Origin of the sequence: Aeromicrobium sp. Root344, assembly GCF_001425755.1 — a bacterium.
Classification (GTDB): Bacteria; Actinomycetota; Actinomycetes; order Propionibacteriales; family Nocardioidaceae; genus Aeromicrobium.
The window spans coordinates 2133574-2150972 of the sequence record NZ_LMDH01000001.1; the positions used below are offsets into that span (position 1 = coordinate 2133574).

The window sequence follows — 17399 nt, forward strand, 5'->3', positions numbered from 1 at the left end:
TCCTAGATTCAGTGACATCACAATATATCGAGTTGACAACGGACGTCAAGAAGGCAATATACTGGGAGGACTCAACAACCTGGGAGGACCCGTGCGCATCGCAGTCATCGGTGGAGGACCGGGTGGTCTCTACTTCTCGGCGCTCGCCAAGCAGCTCGGCCCGGAGCACGAGATCACCGTGTGGGAGCGCAACGCTGCCGACGACACCTTCGGGTTCGGCGTCGTCTTCTCTGACGAGACGCTGGGCGGCATCGAGCACGCCGATCCAGTCATCCACGCCCAGATGGAACGAGAGTTCGCTCGCTGGGACGACATCGACGTCCACTACGGCGGTCAGGTGATCACCAGCGGCGGACACGGTTTCGCCGCGATGGGCCGCAAGCGACTGCTCGAGATCCTGCAGGAGCGCTGCCTGGAGCTCGGCGTCGACGTGCTCTTCCAGACCCAAGCTCCGCCCACCGAGGTCCTCAGGCGGGAGTACGACCTCGTTCTTGCTGCCGATGGTTTGAACTCCGCGATCCGAACCGAGCTGGCCGACGAGTTCCAGCCGACCCTCGATGTTCGACAGAGCCGTTACATGTGGCTCGGGACCGACAAGGTCTTCGAGGCATTCACGTTCGACATCCGCGAGACGCCGCACGGAGTCATGCAGATCCACGGTTACCCCTTCGACGCCAACGGCAGCACCTTCATCGTCGAGATGCACGAGGACGTGTGGCACCGGGCTGGGCTCGACGCGCATGACGTGACCGATTTGAAGGCGGGGGAGTCCGATGAGAAGTCTGTCGACTTCGTCCGGGAGCAGTTCTCCGACGTGCTCGGCGGTCACGAGGTGCTAGCCAACAACTCGCGCTGGACCAGCTTCACGACGGTCAGCAATGTGAGCTGGTTCCACGAGAACGTCGTGCTGCTGGGCGATGCCGCGCACACGGCTCACTTCTCGATCGGCTCTGGAACCAAGCTGGCCATGGAGGACGCGCTGTCGCTGGCCGCCTGTCTGCACGAGGAAGTGGACGTGCCCACCGCGCTTGCGGCGTACGAGGAGGAGCGCAAGGCTGTCGTGCTCTCGACGCAACGTGCTGCGCAGGCGAGCCTCGAGTGGTTCGAGAACATCGACCAGTACGTCCATCAGGACCCTGAACAGTTCGCGTTCAACATCCTCACCAGGAGCCGGCGGATCACGTACGACAATCTTCGGCTGCGCGATCCCGAGTACGTGGCTGGAGTCGACCGCTGGTTCGCGCAGCACGAGAAGCTCGCGGGGCGGGGCGACGGCCACGCGCGCCCGCCGATGTTCCACCCATACCGACTTGGCGAGCTCGAACTGGCGAATCGCGTCGTCGTCTCACCCATGGACATGTATGTGGCCGTTGACGGCCTGCCTGGTGACTTCCACCTCGCGCATCTGGGTGGCAAGGCGCTCGGTGGAGCCGGCCTGGTCATGACCGAGATGGTCTGCGTCTCACCGGAGGCGCGGATCACCCCGGGTTGCGCTGGCCTGTGGACCGACGAGCAAGGTGCGGCGTGGGGGCGCATCACCGACTTCGTGCACGCGTCCTCACAGGCCAAGATCGGCGTCCAGATCGGGCACTCGGGTCCCAAGGGTTCGACCAAGCTGATGTGGGAAGGGATCGACCAGCCGCTCGATGACGGGAACTGGCCCGTTGTCTCGGCATCCGAGGTGGCCTATCGGGACGGCGTCAACCAGGTTCCGCGGGCACTCGACCGAAGCGACATGGACGCCATCGTTGCCGAGTTCGTCGCCTCGACCGTCCGAGCGGACCGTGCGGGATTCGATCTGGCTGAGCTGCACTGCGCTCACGGCTACCTGCTGTCGTCCTTCCTTTCGCCGGTCACCAATCAACGCACGGACGAGTACGGCGGCGATGTGGAGTCCCGGCTGCGCTTCCCGTTGGAGGTCTTCTCGGCGATGCGGGACGCGTGGCCGGCCCACAAGCCGATGACGGTGCGCATCTCCGCGACGGACTGGGTCGAGGGAGGAACAACGCGCGAAGACGCACTGCACATGGCGCGTATGTTCGAGAAGGCCGGCGCCGCAGCCATTGACGTCTCTACCGGTCAGGTCACGTCCGAAGAGCGTCCTGCGTTCGGACGTTCGTACCAGACACCCTTTGCCGATGCCGTTCGTAACGTGGTGAACGTCCCGACAATTGCGGTGGGCGTGATCTCGTCGGCCGACGACGTCAACACCATCGTGCTGTCAGGCCGCGCCGACCTGTGCGCGCTCGGACGGGTGCACCTCTATGACCCGAGCTGGACGTTGCACGCGGCCCTCGACCAGGACTACGACGGGCCGGGCGCCGAGTGGCCTGTCCCATGGCGGGCAGGACGTCGCAAGCCCCAGACCGGACGCCTCGATGGCCCGAAGCCTCGCCTTGAGCTCATCAGGTCGGGTGTCGAGGTTGACGGCCACCGTCGGTGGCGGCCCGCCCAAGCCGTGTGAAAGCGGAGACGTTGTGAGGCGTCAGACAGTCTTCGAACGCCACATGCCCGATGCTCGTGCCGTGGCACACTCGCTCAGCGATACGGACCACAGAGTGTTCTGGCTCGATGGAATCGAAGCGGTCGCGTACGAGCCGCTGCAGGGTGGGACGCGAGGTGATCTGACCATCGTCGGCGCCGGCCATACGGGGTTGTGGGCGGCGGTGCAGGCCAAGCGGCGAGATCCGTCAGCGCGAGTCGTGCTCCTGGAGTCCGGCCTGGTCGGATCGGGTGCGTCAGTCCGCAACGGGGGCTTTGCTGAGTCGAGCCTCGGCGACCACGGCGACGGTCGTCGTCGGTGGCCGCATGAATTCGAGGCGCTGGAGCGCGTGGGCCTCGAGAACTTGTGCGGTCTGGAGCGCGACATCTGCGACCTCGGTATCGACGCCGAGATCGAACCCACAGGCATTCTTTCCGTGGCGTACGACGCTGACCAGGTCCGCCGCCTCAAGCAGGCAGAACACGGATTCTGGTATGACGCGGATTCGATCAGGAGCGAGATCGCCAGCCCCATCTTTCGAGCAGGGCGATGGAGGACCGATGTCTGCGTCCTGGTGAATCCGGGGAAGCTCAGCACAGGTCTGGCTCGCGCGGCGACAGAGCTCGGCGTCGTGATTCACGAACAATCGGCTGTCACCGGTGTCGACACCCAAGCCGGCGGCGCGGTGCGCGTCCGCACCGCGAGCGGCCATGTCGACAGCCAACAGGTCGCGCTCTGCACCAACGCGTTTCGACCGCTCCTTCATCGCGCTCGATACCTGAGGGCTTCCGCGAACGAATACCTGATGACGACGGAGCCGCTCACGGACGAGCAGCTCGCGTCGGTGGGATGGCGCAACAGGCAGGGTCTCGTGGATATGGACACCCACGTCCACCGCGCTCGTCTCACGGCAGACAATCGCATCTTGTGCGCTGCCATGCACCTTCCTCAACGTCGCTTCGGGTACTCGTTCGCGCCCGAGCCGTTCACCAGCCTGGCGTCATCCTTCATGGCGACGTTTCCTCAACTCGAGGGCGTGCGCTTCAGCCATCGGTGGGCCGGGGCGATCGACACCCTCAATCAGTCGTTCGCATTCAATGGCCTCGCGCACAGCAGGAGCGTGGCACACGCCGACGGATTCGCCGGGCGAGGCGTGGCCGGATCTCGCCTTGTTGCCGGGATCATGCTGAAACACTTGTACGGGCAAACGACGCCAACGCGCCGCGGGTCCGTAGCAGGTTGAGCTAGTCGGTGAATCACACGCCAAATGCGTCGCTGGTGGTTGTCGAGGCGTCGGCGACGGTTCAGGCGAGGATCTGGGTGATCGCAGCGCGACCATCGAGTGGGACGCGGTCGGCGACGTAGCCGGGTTCACATGGTCTGTCTCCAGTCTGGGCCGGCGGCACGTTCCGATGCCATGTCACACGATGCGGCGATCCTTCCACGCCGTGGTCGCGGGGCGGCACTGGCACAGGGCAACTAACACGTGTTAGGGTCCCAGCACTGAAGAAGGCCCCAGTGTCCTTCGACCCCACACAGCGAGGTGGCCAGCATGCCGATAGACCCGTACTTCGCCGCGAGATTCAGGATGCTCGACGGGCTGGAGTCGATGGCGGAGCTCCTCGCCGACCCAGCCAAGATGAGCCAGTTCGAGGCGGCCATGACTCCGCCTGTCGGATATGTCCCGCCGGTGTGCGTCACGGATGAAGTGACAGCGCCGGGTCCGCATGGCCCGATCCCCTTGCGGATCTACTCTCCCGACGATGCCTCTGGTGTGAGCCCTGGACTGGTCTGGGCGCACGGAGGCGGCTGGCAAGCGGGCGATCTGGACATGCCGGAATCCGACATGGTGGCCCGCGAGCTGTGCCGCCAAGCCGGGGCGGTCGTCGTGTCCGTCGACTACCGGCTCGCGGTCGACGGCGTGACCTTTCCCGTTCCACTCGACGACGTGGTCGCGGCGTGGCGCTGGGTCGCCAACAGCGCCCATCTGCTCGGCATCGGCCCTGGGATGCTGTCCCTGGGCGGCGCCAGCGCAGGTGGCAACCTGGCCGCGTCGGCCGCGTTGCGCATTCGCGACGAAGGAGGCGTTGTTCCCGCAGGGCTCTTGCTGGCCTACCCCGCGGTGCACCACCCGTTGGTCCCAGCGGATCCGGAACGGGCGTCACTGCTTGCCGAGCTGCCGCGGCTATTGCGTCTCCTGCCCGAAGAGTACGACCAGCTCGTCGAGAACTTCCTCGGAAGCCTGACCGACGTCCCTGCATACGCGATGGCTGCCGACATGGATCTCGGTGGCTTGCCGCCGACCGTCATCATCGCGTCGGAGTACGACGACCTGCGGGTCTCCGCAGAGGACTTTGCCGGTCAGCTGGAGGTCGCTGGAGTGCCCACGCACTATCGCGTGGAAGCTGGAATGCCGCACGGCCACCTGAACTTCAATCCCAAGATCGCCGGGACCGATCGTTCGCTGCGGGTCCTTGCCGACTTCCTTGCGGTTCGCGCGCTCGAAGGAGTCACGCCATGATCGCGAGGACTAGCGAGACGATCGTCGCACCTGGGTTCGAGCCGGTCGCGCAAGCCTTCGAGAGCATCCTGTCGGAGGCTCCCTCCTACAGCGCAGCCCTGTGCGTCTACGTCGACAGTGTTCCGTGCCTCGACATCTGGGGCGGGCCAGCACAGAGCCACGAGGGCGTTCAGGTCCTCTTCTCGGCGACCAAGGGTGCGGTTGCTCTCTGCGTGGCGCGCCTGGTCCAACACGGGCTCCTGGATCTCGATGCTCCGGTCGCCTCCATCTGGCCAGAGTTCGGCCAGGCCGGCAAGTCTGAAGCGCCCATTCGATGGCTGCTCAGCCACCGGATGGGACTGCCGACGGTGGACGTGCCCCTGGCCGGGATGGCCGATCTGGCGAACACGCCGATGCTGGTCCACGCACTCGAGCAGCAAGAGCCCTATTGGGAGCCGGGAACGACCCACGGCTATCACCCATGGACCTACGGGACGTTGATCGGCGAAGTCGTGCGTCGGGTGACCGGCGTGTCGATCGGTCAGTTCTTCGCCACCGAGATCGCCGGGCCCTTGGGTCTGGACTTCTGGATCGGGCTGCCCGAACCGGTCGAGCCGCGGGTGGTGCCCCTGCGATCCGACGCGCTCAGCCTGACGCACGAGTCCGACGCGCTGGACGCCGAGGCGCGCGATCCTGCCAGCCTGACCTCCAGGACTGTCTCCAACGGGCTTCAGGACATAACCACGGGTTGCAACCAGCGTGAGTTCCGAGCAGCTGAGATTCCAGGAGCCAACGGGGTGGCGAGCGCGCGGGCGTTGGCGCGAATGTATGCGAGCTGTCTGGGGCCCGTCGATGGCTTCAGGCTCCTGGACGACGCGATTCTGAAGCAGTTCTGCGAGCAGGAGTCCGGGGGTGTGGACCGGATCTTCATGGAGGAGACGCGGTACGGTCTGGGCTTCATGCTCCCGTTCCCACGGAAGCCATTCGCCGGTCCGATGTCGTTCGGTCATGACGGCGCCGCCGGTGCGTTGGCCTTCGCCGATCGTGAGCACGGCTTCTCGTTCGCGTTCCTGCCGGACCTGTTTCCGGTTCTCGGCGGCGTCGACCCCCATGCGAACGCATTGGTTGCCGAGGTGCTGAAGGTCTTGCGGTGACTGTCCCTGCATGCGTAGCAACATCAGACTTCCAGGAGGCGTTGGGCGCCGCGGCGCCGTTTCCTGGAGCCACCCGGCTCGTGTCCGGCCCAGCCTCTCTTCCTGGGTCGGGCATGAGTCGGTTAGGACTGAAAAGACACAGCTGAGGACGTTCGATCGACGGGAGTCACTGACATGAAGTCTCATGAGAAGGCTGGGTCCGGTTCGCCACTGCTGGAAGACACGATCGGGGCGAACTTCGAGGCGACGGTGGCCGCGCACGGCGATCGTGAAGCGCTCGTCGAGGTTGCCACGGGGCGGCGTTGGACATACAACGAGCTGAACCATGATGTCGACGGACTGGCGCGGGGATTGATCGCGGCTGGCATCGAGAAGGGTGACCGGGTCGGGATCTGGGCGCCGAACTGCGCCGAGTGGACGATCACCCAGTTCGCGGCAGCCAAGGTCGGGGCGATCTTGGTCAACGTCAACCCGGCGTACCGGACGCATGAGTTCGCCTATGCGGTGCAGCAGTCGGGCATGAGGATGCTGGTCAGCGCGACGGAGTTCAAGTCCAGCAACTATCGGGAGATGGTCGAGCAGACGGCGCTGGTGAACATCGATCTGGAGCGGGTCGTCTACCTCGACTCGGACGACTGGAGTGTCCTGATGGCCGAGGGGGAGGGGCTGCCGGAGTCGGCGGTCACCGAGCGGATGGCGACGTTGGTCAACACCGATCCGATCAACATCCAGTACACCTCAGGAACCACCGGCTACCCCAAGGGTGCGACCTTGTCGCACCGCAACATCCTGAACAACGGATTCTTCGCCACCGAGCTGATCAACTTCACCGAGCTGGACCGGCTGTGCATACCGGTGCCGTTCTACCACTGCTTCGGGATGGTGATGGCGAACCTCGGTTGCACGACGCACGGTGCCGCCATGGTGATTCCGTCGCCTGGGTTCGATCCGTCGATGACGTTGCGGTCGATCGCCGAGGAGCGGTGCACGGGTGTGTATGGCGTGCCGACGATGTTCATCGCGATGCAGAACGCCCCCGACTTCGTCGACCATGACCTGTCCAGCTTGCGGACCGGGGTGATGGCCGGTTCTGTCTGTCCGGTCGAGGTGATGAAGAGGTGCATCGATGACATGCACATGGCCGAGGTGTCGATCGCGTACGGGATGACCGAGACGAGTCCCGTGTCGTGCCAGACCCGGGCCGATGACGACCTGGATCGCAGGACCGCGACGATCGGCCGGGTGCACCCGCACGTGGAGATCAAGATCGTCGACCCCGTCACCGGCGACACCGTCGAACGGGGGCAGGCCGGCGAGTTCTGCACTCGTGGCTACTCGGTCATGCTCGGCTACTGGGACGACCCGGCCAAGACGGCCGAGGCGATCGACGCGGATGGGTGGATGCACACCGGCGACCTCGCCGAGATGCGCGAGGACGGTTACTGCAACATCGTCGGGCGGATCAAGGACATGGTGATCCGAGGTGGCGAGAACATCTACCCACGCGAGATCGAGGAGTTCCTCTACGCCCACCCCGACATCGAGGAGGTCCAGGCGATCGGCGTGCCCGACCAGAAATATGGCGAGGAACTGTGCGCGTGGATCAAGCTCCGCACCGGAGCCGAACCGCTCGACGCCGAAGCCGTACGGGCATACTCGGCCGGCAAGCTCGCGCACTACAAGATTCCGCGCTACGTCCTGCTCGTCGACGAGTTCCCGATGACCGTCACCGGCAAGATCCGCAAGGTTCAGATGCGCGAGGAGAGCGCGGTGCGTCTGGGGCTCGCGACCTGATGCCAGCGTCTCGCTCAGAGCTTGCGTACGGACTCCCTGCGCTGCAGGGTGAGCGGATCCGCGGCTGACTGCTGCGTCTGGTCGGCCTGCGTGTCCGTGATGATGGCCACGAGCTGTTCGGCTTGGTGTGCCAGCTCGAAGCTGATGGTCGTGATCGTCGGTCGGGTCAGTCGGCTGAGGGCGGAATCGTCGACGCCAATCAGCGAGATGTCGTCAGGAACGGCCAGGCCCTCATCAGCAGCGGCCATCATGAGCGCGAATGCTGCCTCGTCGTTGAACGCGCAGATGCCGGTGACCCCTTCGGCGACGGCCTGGTTCAGCCAGCCGCGAACCGCGGGGCGATCGTCTGCCGGCAGCCGGAAGTGGGACAGCTGAACGTCACGCTTGCTGGCCTCCTGCTGCGCCCCGGCGAGGCGGGGTGCACTGAACCAGTCGATCCGGCGATCGTGCGGCGAGACATACGCGAGGACGTGGTGACCGTCGTCGACGAGCGTGCTGGCTTGAAGCCTGCCGATCTCGGTCTGCTTGAGTGCTGAAACGTCGTCGTGCTCTGGCACCCGACCCATGTATGCCGTGATCGGTATGTCGCGTTGCTCTGCGAGCTTGACCTCAGAAACGCTGAGGTCGCACATCGCGACGACGGCGGTGGGCGTGAGCGCCCCCAGCACGTTGCTGAGGTCGTCACCTGCGCCGCGCTGATGAGCGAGCATCGTCAGGCCCGCCTTGTCGAGCTCGGCGCTCAGACGCTGCAGCAGCTCTCCGAACGGCCCGGCGATCGGCCAGTCGGGCAAGAGGCACAGGACCACGGCGCTCCGGCCAAGGCGCAGTGCCCGGGCCTCCGGTGAAGGAGTGAAACCGAGCTCGCGCGCGGCAGCCCACACCCGCTCGCGGGTGCTCTCGGGGATGCCCGCGTTCGGTCTGTCGTTCAGGACAAAGCTCACGGTCGTCCGCGAGACACCTGCGGCGTCCGCGACGTCCTGGCTGCTCACGCGTCGTCCCTTGGCTACGGGCACGCCTGCGCCTCCTCTTGTCGACTGGAGCTGACGTCCACAACATACGCGACTACTCCATTTAGTAACTCGATTGATCGATGCCCGCGCGGCACGCCATCTTCAGCCGTCTCGGCCTTGCGCGGAACGACAAAAGTGCATAAAGTACCCAGTTACGTACCTATCGCTGCAATGTCTGCAATGGCAGGGCATATTCACCAAGAAAGGCTCATGACGGCACGAGATCACGGGTTATGTCTTGACAAGATTTTGGCGCCGACCCTTGCTACTCAAGCTCTTGAGCGTTATGTTGCTCACACTTAATAACTCGTGTTAGTAAATCGAGAATCGATTCTTCGACGCACCTCCGTGGTGAGCCGCAGAATGGGTGAAGCCGACTTCAGGGGGATGGCGGCCGGAGATTTGCGACCAGGCCAAGGAGAAATCGATGTTCCGGAAAAAACTGATTGCGTCGCTCGCTGCGGCGGTGATGGCCTTGGGGATTGCTGGCTGCGGCGGAGGTTCCGACGGCAAGGGTGGTGCGAAGCCTGATGTCTTGCGCATCGGTCTCGGCGTCGGCCCGGTCACCCTGGATCCCGCCAAGGACGCCGCGGGGCTTCCGAACGTCATGCGATCCCTCACGAATGAAGCTCTCTTCCACCTCAACGCCGACAAGTCAGCCAGCCCGGCACTGGTGAGCGACTCCGGTTATGTGGGCAAGGGCAACACGACGTTCGAGCTCACGCTCAAGAAGGGCATCCGCTTCACCGACGGTGAGCCTCTGAACGCGGCAGCGGTGAAGACGTGGCTCCTGTACTTCGCGAAGGCCGGTGGCCCATTCGCATCAAACCTCTCGATCAAGTCGATCGAGACGCAAGGCGACTACAAGCTCACGCTGCATCTCGCTTCGCCCAATCCGATTGTCCCGGTGATCCTCTCGCAGTACGGGAACGGCGGGGCGGTCTCCAGTCCCAAGGCGGTGGCCCACCCGGCGGACCTGGCGAAGACGACATACGGCGTGGGCCCCTACGTGATCGACTCGTCGCAGACCGTGGCGGGAGATCACTACACGCTGGTCCCGAGCAAGTACTACTACGACAAGTCCGCCATCCGCTTCAAGAAGGTCACGGTCAAGGTGATTTCGGACAAGTCGGCCATGCTCAGGGCGTTCCAGGCCGGGCAGCTTGATTTTGGCAGTCTCGACCCGACCGTCGCTGCGGCCGCCGCGAAGTCCGGCGTCAAGGTGATGCATTGGGCCTCAGGCACGGTCATCGTGTCGCTTCTTGACTCCAAGGGAAGTCTTGCGCCGGCTCTGGGCGACGTCCGCGTCCGTCAAGCCCTCAACTACGCCGTCAACCGCAAGGCCATCGCCAAGGCGATGGTGGGAGAGTTCGGCGCTCCGACGTCTCAGCTTCAGATGTCTGACACGGACCCTGCTCTGAACGACCGCTATCCCTATGACCCCCAGAAGGCGAAGACACTCCTCGCCGAGGCGGGCTACAAGGACGGGTTCAGCATGAAGGTCGTCGATGGCGGGACCGCGTCCGTCATTGGAGACGCCACCATGCAGGCCGTGGCCAAGGACTGGGAGGCCATCGGCGTGAAGGTCCAGGTCAAGGCAGCGACGACAGACTTCGTTGCGTTGGCGCTGTCGAAGAAGTTCAGTGGCATTGAATGGCCGCCTGATGCAGTGCCGACCTGGATGGGGTACTCGCTCTTCTGGGGCCCGAAGGCATCGCTCAACCCATTCGGCGTGGTCAATCCCGAGCTGGATCGGCTGTTCGAGCTCGGCCGGTCCCAGAGCGGCGATGAGGCAGCCGAGACCTTCGCCAAGCTGAGCAGCACGGTGACTGAGCAGGCGCTGAACGTGCCGATCTACACCGCCGACACCATCTGGGGCATGAACAAGCACCTGACCGGTATCGACAAGGGCACATGGATGCCGTTCGCGGCGGACTTCGGCTGGAAGAGCTGATCTCTCCGTGACCACACTTCACGCCAAGGTGACCGGGACGCCCCTGGGGCGTCCCGGTCCGGGGCTGCGTCTCCGCCGGTGGCGCCTGACCCGAGGGTCGATGGTCTCGATGGTCATCCGTCGTGTGTTCACGGCGGTCCCGCTGCTGCTCCTGGTCTCCAGCCTGAGCTTTGTGCTGCTCTCGCTGACGCCGGGTGACGCAGCGCGGCAGATCCTCGGAACCCGAGGTACTCCGGAACAGTATGAGGCGCTCCGCCAGCAGCTCGGGCTTGACCAACCGGTGTACGAACAGTTCTGGCATTGGCTGAGTCGCGCCGTCACCGGTGACTTCGGGACGTCAATCATCAACGGGACATCCGTTGCGGGTGAGATCTGGGCTCGACTCCCGGTGACCTTGTCACTCATCAGCGGAGCCATCCTGGTGAGCGTCGTCGTGGGAGTCGCTGGCGGCGTCTTCAGTGCCGTCAAGGATGGCTGGCTCGCCAGAGCGATTGATGCACTGGTGCTCGTCGTGTGGGCTCTGCCGGTCTTCTGGGTGGGCTCGATGCTCGTGGTCGTTTTCGCCATCAAGCTCGAGTGGCTCCCTGCGGTCGGGTACGTCCCGCTCTCGGAGTCACCCACCGCCTGGGCTCGCTCGTTGGCGTTGCCGGTGTTCGCGCTGTCCCTCGGATCTGTTGCCGCCGTGGTCAAGCAGACCCGTGAAGCGATGCTCGACGTGTTGGGCAGTGACTACATCCGCATGGCGGCTGCGAACGGAATCCCACCGCGATCCCTCATCTTCCGACACGCGTTGAAGAACGCGGCCATCCCAGTGGTCACCGTTGTCGGACTGCAGACGATCGGGTTGTTCGGAGGAGCGGTCCTCATCGAGAACTTGTTCGCCGTGCCCGGCCTGGGCTCGCTGCTTGTCACGTCCGCTCTGTCCAACGACATTCCCGCAGTGCAAGCCGTCGCAGTCGTCTTCACCCTCGTCGTGATCATCGTGAACTTCGCCGTCGACATCGCATACGGCCTGCTCAACCCCAAGCTGAGGTCATCATGACGCTCGTCGCACCGTTCACCGAGATCACAGACGTCTCCGGTTCGTCATCGGCGGACTCGCGCTTCGTACGCCGACTGCTCCGCCGACCGCAGGCCGTCGCCTGCCTCGTGTACCTCGCTGTCCTTGCGGTCGTCGCGATCGCCAGTCCAATCCTGCTGCCAGACGTCGCCGCTGAACGTGCCGGCGATCTTGCCGACTCGCTCCAGGGGCCGAGCTCGCAGCACTGGCTGGGCACCGACAGCTTGGGCAGGGATGTCCTGCAGCGATTGCTCGTGGGTTCTCAGGACACGCTGATCGGGGTCGGAGTGGCTCTCGTGGTTGTCATGCTGCTGGGCATCCCGCTCGGTCTGCTCGCAGGGTATGTGGGCGGTCGACTTGATCGCACGCTCTGCTGGATTGCCGACTTGGTGCTGTCGCTTCCCGCCATGGTTCTGGTCATCGTGGTGTTGTCGGTCTTCTCGCAGAATCTGGTCGCGGCGATGGTGACGATGGGAGTTCTGACGGCGCCAGCGCTCTTCCGGGTGGTGCGCGCTGCGACGCTGCCGGTTCGGGAACAGCTGTACATCGCTGCGGCGGTCGTGGCCGGCCTGTCACCGTCATACATCGTCAGGCGTCACGTGCTGCCCCGAATCGTCGGACCGATCATTGTGCAGCTCTCATTGCTGGCGGCAGGCGCGCTGCTTCTCCAGACCGGCCTGGCGTTTCTCTCGCTCATTGCCGGCCCGCCCGCGCCGAGCTGGGGAGGAATGGTCGCCGATGGCGTCGGGGTGATGTTCCAGCAAGGGTGGCTGATCTGGCCACCCGGAATCGCGATCGCGCTGACGGTGCTCGCACTCGGGCTCCTCGGTGATGCGGTGCGAGACGTGAGCACCGAAGGGTGGTCGCCGAAGAGGAGCCCGTCTCGCTCGACGAAGCAGCGCGAGAAGAAGAAGGGCGCGGATGCGCCGGCGATTTCGGTCGACGATGATGTCCTGCTCGGCATCCGGAACCTCACCGTCTCCTTCGCGTCGTCAGGCGGGAATGTCCGGGCGGCCGAACGAGTCTCCTTCGAGGTCGGCCCGGGCGAGACGGTTGGCGTCGTCGGTGAATCCGGCTGCGGGAAGACCACGACAGCTCTTGCGATCCTGGGCATGCTTGGACACGGCGGCCATGTGGAAGACGGCGAGGCACATTTCGCCGGACAGGACCTTCTCACGCTTTCGGAGCGCGACATCCAAGAGGTGCGCGGCAGCGAGATCGCCTACATCTCCCAGGAGCCGATGGTCAGCCTGGATCCGGCATTCCGCATCGGCTGGCAGCTGGAAGAAGCGGTGCGGGCGAACACCCCGCTTCGGGGCGCCGACGCGAAACGTCGGGTGCAGGAACTCCTGGAACAGGTGCAGCTGCCGGATCCAACGAGGGCGGCGCGGATGTATCCTCACGAGCTCTCGGGTGGCATGGCGCAACGGGTGGTCATCGCGCGGGCGCTGGCTGGCGAACCACGACTCTTGATCGCGGATGAGCCCACCACAGCCCTCGACGTGACGATGCAGGTCGAGATCCTCGAGCTCCTGCGTTCGTTGCAGCGAGACCACGGGATGGCGATCCTCTTGGTCACCCATGACCTGGGTGTCGTGGCCGACATCTGCGATCGGGTGGTCGTGATGTACGCGGGTGAGGTGGTCGAGACGGCCAGTGTGGCGGATCTGTTCGCGCGCCCCGGTCATCCGTACACACAGGCGCTTCTGGCCTCCAATCCCCACAACCAGCATGCCGCCGGGATGCTGCCGACCATCCCCGGATCCGTGCCCGAGCTCGGAGCCATGCCGCCCGGGTGCCGCTTCCTCCCGAGATGCACCCAGTCCACGCCGGCGTGCGAGCTCGGGACGATCCCGCTCCTCCAGATCGGCGAACGACACGAAAGTCGCTGCGTCCACGCCCGAGAGGTTCGATCGACATGAAGACGATGAACAGCGACGAACAGGTCCTTGCGGTCAGGGAGCTGACCGTGGAGTACCCGCAGGGACGCGGACGCGATCCGCTGCGTGCAGTTGACAAGGTGACATTCGACATCGCCCAAGGTGAGACGCTGGGGCTCGTTGGTGAGTCCGGGTCCGGCAAGTCGACGATCGGCCGGGCCATCCTGGGGCTTGTCTCGCCGACGGCAGGGTCGATCGAGTTCGGCGGCCAGGACATCACTCGTGCCGGCAACCGGGAGCGACGAGCCCTCAGCCAGGACCTGCAGGTGATCTTCCAGGATCCCTACAGCTCGCTGAATCCAAGCCGCACCATCGGGACGACCCTGGCAGAGTCGCTTCGACTCCACCCGGAGCTGTCCAAGGGCCAGGTCCGGGATCGGGCGGCAGAGGTTCTGGGTCGGGTCGGTCTGCCGCGAACTGCGATCGACCGCTTTCCGTCCAACTTCTCCGGTGGACAGCGGCAGCGGATCGCGATTGCCAGGGCACTGATGGTCGAGCCACGACTGGTCATCTGCGACGAACCTGTCAGCGCCTTGGACCTGTCTGTGCAGGCTCAGGTTCTGAACCTGCTCAGCGAGCTTCAGCGCGAGTTCAACCTCGGCTATCTCTTTGTGGCTCATGACCTGGACGTCGTTCGCCATCTGTCGCATCGGATCATCGTGCTGTTCGGCGGTCAGGTCATGGAGGAAGGGCCCGCAGAGGCCGTCTACTCCAAGCCGTTGCATCCCTACACCAAGGCGCTGCTCGATGCGGCGCCGGTGCCCGATCCTGTCCTCCAGGCTGCCCGCCGCACACGGCGCGAGCAATTGCCCATCGTCAGCGGTGCCGGCCAGCCGGCGGGATGCCCCTTCGCGACTCGGTGCCCCCACGCGCTTCCGGTGTGCCATTCCGAACGGCCAACGATGGAGGTGACGCCCGCCGGGACATCGGTGGCGTGTCATCGCTGGCGAGATCTCAACTCCGTTCCAACCCTCGAACTACCAGACAGGAAAATCTCACATGCCCGTTGACCCGTTCCTCGAGCCTCTTCTCTCGCAGTTCCAGCCGATGCCGGACGACGTTGCGGAGCACATGCCAGAATTTCGTGCACAGGCCATTGCGATGGTCGAAGGTCTGGTCGATGCGTTGGCTGAGCCCGGTCCGGAGGTGCGCGAGCGCCGAGCACACCTGGTTGACGTGGCCGGAGGTGCCATCGAGGTCCTCGTCTATCAGCCCTTCGAGCCTGGACCTCATCCCGTCCATCTGTACTTCCACGGCGGTGGCTGGGTGGCTGGATCAGCTGGCGAGCCGGGAGTGGACATCCTGGCGAGGGAGCGGTGCATCGGAGCTTCGTGTGTGGTTGTGTCTGTGGACTATCGGTTGGCGCCAGAGCACAAGTTCCCGGTGGCACTCAACGATTGCCATGCCGTCCTCGACTGGGTCGTCGCGAACGCCGATGAGCTCGAGGTGCGTACTGACGCGATCACCATCGGTGGGGGATCTGCCGGGGCCAACCTCGCAGCTGCCCTGGCGCTGAAGGTTCGCGACGAAGGTGGACCGTCGATCGCGTTCCAGCTCCTCGAGGTACCCAGCCTCGACCTCACGTTGAGCCTGCCGTCGCACACGGAGTACGACGGCTATGCCCTCCACAAGAAGGATGTCGAGGCACTGCGCATCATGTACCTCCCCGACCCGGAGCTGGTCACGAACCCGTACGTGTCGCCACTGCACTCGTCGGACCTGTCGGGCCTGCCTGCCGCGCACATCATGACGGCCGAGTACGACATGCTTCGCGACGACGGAGCGGAGTACGCCCGCAAGTTGCGGGAGGCCGGCGTACCAGTGACCGTTGCGATGCATGCCGGTCACGTGCACTCGTCCGCCGGGATCACGAAGACGATGGAGATCGCGCGCATCTGGCGTGACGAAGCCATTGCCACGCTGCGGCTGGCCAACAGCGACGCGATCGAGACCGCAGAAGCAGCGCACGTTGAGTGACGCGCAGCGGGACCTGGCGGCGAGGTCCGAGACGCCTCGTCGAATCTTTCCACCCGGCTTCGTTCTCGGGGCAGCCACCGCGGCCTATCAGATCGAGGGCGCTCACGATGCCGACGGTCGGGGCGCTTCGATATGGGACGTCTTCAGTCACACGCCTGGCCGGACGATGGGCGGCGACACCGGCGACGTCGCGGCGGACCACTACAACCGGTTGAACGACGATCTCGATCTCATGCAGTCCTTGGGGCTGCAGGCCTATCGGTTCTCCGTCTCGTGGCCGCGCATCCAGGCCGACGGGTCAGGCCCGGCCAATCTGCTGGGCATCGACTTCTATTCTCGTCTGATCGACGGCCTGCGCGAACGCGACATCACGCCCATTGCCACCCTCTATCACTGGGACCTGCCGCAAGCGCTCGAGGACGCGGGCGGCTGGCCGGAGCGCGACACGTCGTACCGGTTCGCCGAGTACGCCTCGATCATGGGCAATGCGCTGGGCGATCGAGTGGCGATGTGGACGACCCTCAACGAACCGTGGTGCTCCGCCTTCATGGGATACGCGTCGGGGGAGCACGCTCCCGGTCGCACCGACGATCTCGCTGCGCTGACGGCGAGTCACCACCTCAACCTCGCGCACGGGCTGGCCTTGAGCGCACTGCGCGATTCGGTCTCCGATCCGTCGGCGCAGTACTCGGTCACGCTCAACTTCCATGGCTTGGAGCCCGTCGACTCGACCTCGCCGGAGGCCATCGCACGCATCGACGCGCTCACACACCGGACCTTCCTCGACCCGATGCTGAACGGCCGGCTCTCCGATCGGCTTGTGAGCGACACGCAGGGCATCACCGACTGGTCCTTCGTCGAGCCGGGTGACCTTGCGCTCATCAACCAGCCCATCGATGTGCTGGGCCTGAACTACTACTCCTCCGACGAGGTCCGGATGCGAGACCATGCCGGCGACGACAACCCGACTGCGTGGCCCGGGAGCCGCAACGTCGAATTCGTACCCACGCGACGGTCACGCACTGCGATGGGGTGGGGGATCGTGCCTGAGGGGCTGGAGACGCTGCTCGTGTCACTGAGCACGGAATTCCCCGACCTGCCACTGATGGTCACCGAGAACGGGGCTGCCTTCGATGATGTCGAGGAGCGGGGGGCGGTCCACGACGAGGACCGCGTCGCCTACCTCAGCCAGCACTTCGACGCGGCTCTGCGAGCCATCGACCGCGGCGTCGACCTGCGGGGCTATCTCGTGTGGTCCCTGATCGACAACTTCGAGTGGGCCTTGGGATACGCAAAGCGGTTCGGCATCATCCGAGTCGACTACGAGACCCTGGAGCGCACCGTCAAGGACAGCGGCACGTGGCTGGCAGATGTCATCTCGTCACAGCCTCGCAGCCGGCCCCTCGTCGAACACAACTAGCCATCGGGCACCCACATTCTGGGCGGCGCCGTCTCTTCCTCCAGTGGGGTGGCGCCGCCCGACTTCATAGGGCACGAATAGCACTGTGAGTCGCGCAGCCGGCTACCC

Annotated in this window: 12 protein-coding genes; 11 read left to right on the plus strand and 1 reads right to left on the minus strand. The window is 64.9% G+C overall.

What is annotated here, in order from left to right; translation table 11 throughout:
- The first annotated feature begins 91 nt into the window (after positions 1 to 91).
- From ASC61_RS10465 to ASC61_RS10485, 5 genes are all read left to right on the plus strand, one after another.
- Entirely contained in the window at positions 92 to 2464 is a 2373-nt protein-coding gene (locus ASC61_RS10465) for a bifunctional salicylyl-CoA 5-hydroxylase/oxidoreductase (protein WP_056211639.1), read from the plus strand.
- 61 nt (positions 2465 to 2525) lie between these two features.
- Complete coding sequence (locus tag ASC61_RS10470; protein ID WP_162243665.1) at positions 2526 to 3725, plus strand: NAD(P)/FAD-dependent oxidoreductase; 1200 nt, start codon at positions 2526 to 2528, stop codon at positions 3723 to 3725.
- Positions 3726 to 4070: 345 nt separating this feature from the next.
- The gene (locus ASC61_RS10475) at positions 4071 to 5003 is read left to right on the plus strand and encodes an alpha/beta hydrolase (protein WP_162243666.1); all 933 of its coding nucleotides are present in this window, start codon (positions 4071 to 4073) and stop codon (positions 5001 to 5003) included.
- Complete coding sequence (locus ASC61_RS10480) at positions 5000 to 6136, plus strand: serine hydrolase domain-containing protein (protein ID WP_056211645.1); 1137 nt, start codon at positions 5000 to 5002, stop codon at positions 6134 to 6136. The genes ASC61_RS10475 and ASC61_RS10480 overlap by 4 nt, the downstream gene beginning before the upstream one ends.
- 174 nt (positions 6137 to 6310) lie before the next feature.
- Entirely contained in the window at positions 6311 to 7930 is a 1620-nt protein-coding gene (locus ASC61_RS10485; RefSeq protein ID WP_056211647.1) for an AMP-binding protein, read from the plus strand.
- A gap of 14 nt (positions 7931 to 7944) precedes the next feature.
- On the opposite strand, the gene ASC61_RS10490 is transcribed toward ASC61_RS10485, so the two are convergent.
- Entirely contained in the window at positions 7945 to 8919 is a 975-nt protein-coding gene (locus tag ASC61_RS10490) for a LacI family DNA-binding transcriptional regulator (protein WP_056211649.1), read from the minus strand.
- Positions 8920 to 9367: 448 nt separating this feature from the next.
- Here ASC61_RS10490 and ASC61_RS10495 point away from each other — a divergent pair, with 448 nt between their 5' ends.
- The 6 genes from ASC61_RS10495 (at position 9368) to ASC61_RS10520 (ending at position 17291) form a co-directional block, all read left to right on the plus strand.
- On the plus strand, positions 9368 to 10894 hold the full coding sequence (locus ASC61_RS10495) for an ABC transporter substrate-binding protein (RefSeq protein ID WP_082530593.1): 1527 nt from the start codon (positions 9368 to 9370) through the stop codon (positions 10892 to 10894).
- Positions 10895 to 10901: 7 nt separating this feature from the next.
- Positions 10902 to 11936 (plus strand): ABC transporter permease, encoded by a 1035-nt coding sequence (locus tag ASC61_RS10500; RefSeq protein WP_200935431.1) that lies wholly within the window; start codon positions 10902 to 10904, stop codon positions 11934 to 11936.
- On the plus strand, positions 11933 to 13876 hold the full coding sequence (locus tag ASC61_RS10505; protein ID WP_056211654.1) for a dipeptide/oligopeptide/nickel ABC transporter permease/ATP-binding protein: 1944 nt from the start codon (positions 11933 to 11935) through the stop codon (positions 13874 to 13876). Before ASC61_RS10500 ends, ASC61_RS10505 begins: the two co-directional genes overlap by 4 nt.
- Positions 13873 to 14904, plus strand: coding sequence for an ABC transporter ATP-binding protein (locus tag ASC61_RS10510; RefSeq protein WP_056211656.1), 1032 nt, complete (start codon positions 13873 to 13875; stop codon positions 14902 to 14904). The genes ASC61_RS10505 and ASC61_RS10510 overlap by 4 nt, the downstream gene beginning before the upstream one ends.
- Positions 14905 to 14995: 91 nt before the next feature.
- The gene (locus tag ASC61_RS20265) at positions 14996 to 15871 is read left to right on the plus strand and encodes an alpha/beta hydrolase (protein ID WP_235503614.1); all 876 of its coding nucleotides are present in this window, start codon (positions 14996 to 14998) and stop codon (positions 15869 to 15871) included.
- Positions 15864 to 17291, plus strand: a complete 1428-nt coding sequence (locus tag ASC61_RS10520) for a GH1 family beta-glucosidase (RefSeq protein WP_327019492.1) — start codon at positions 15864 to 15866, stop codon at positions 17289 to 17291. The genes ASC61_RS20265 and ASC61_RS10520 overlap by 8 nt, the downstream gene beginning before the upstream one ends.
- The last annotated feature ends 108 nt before the right edge of the window (positions 17292 to 17399 follow it).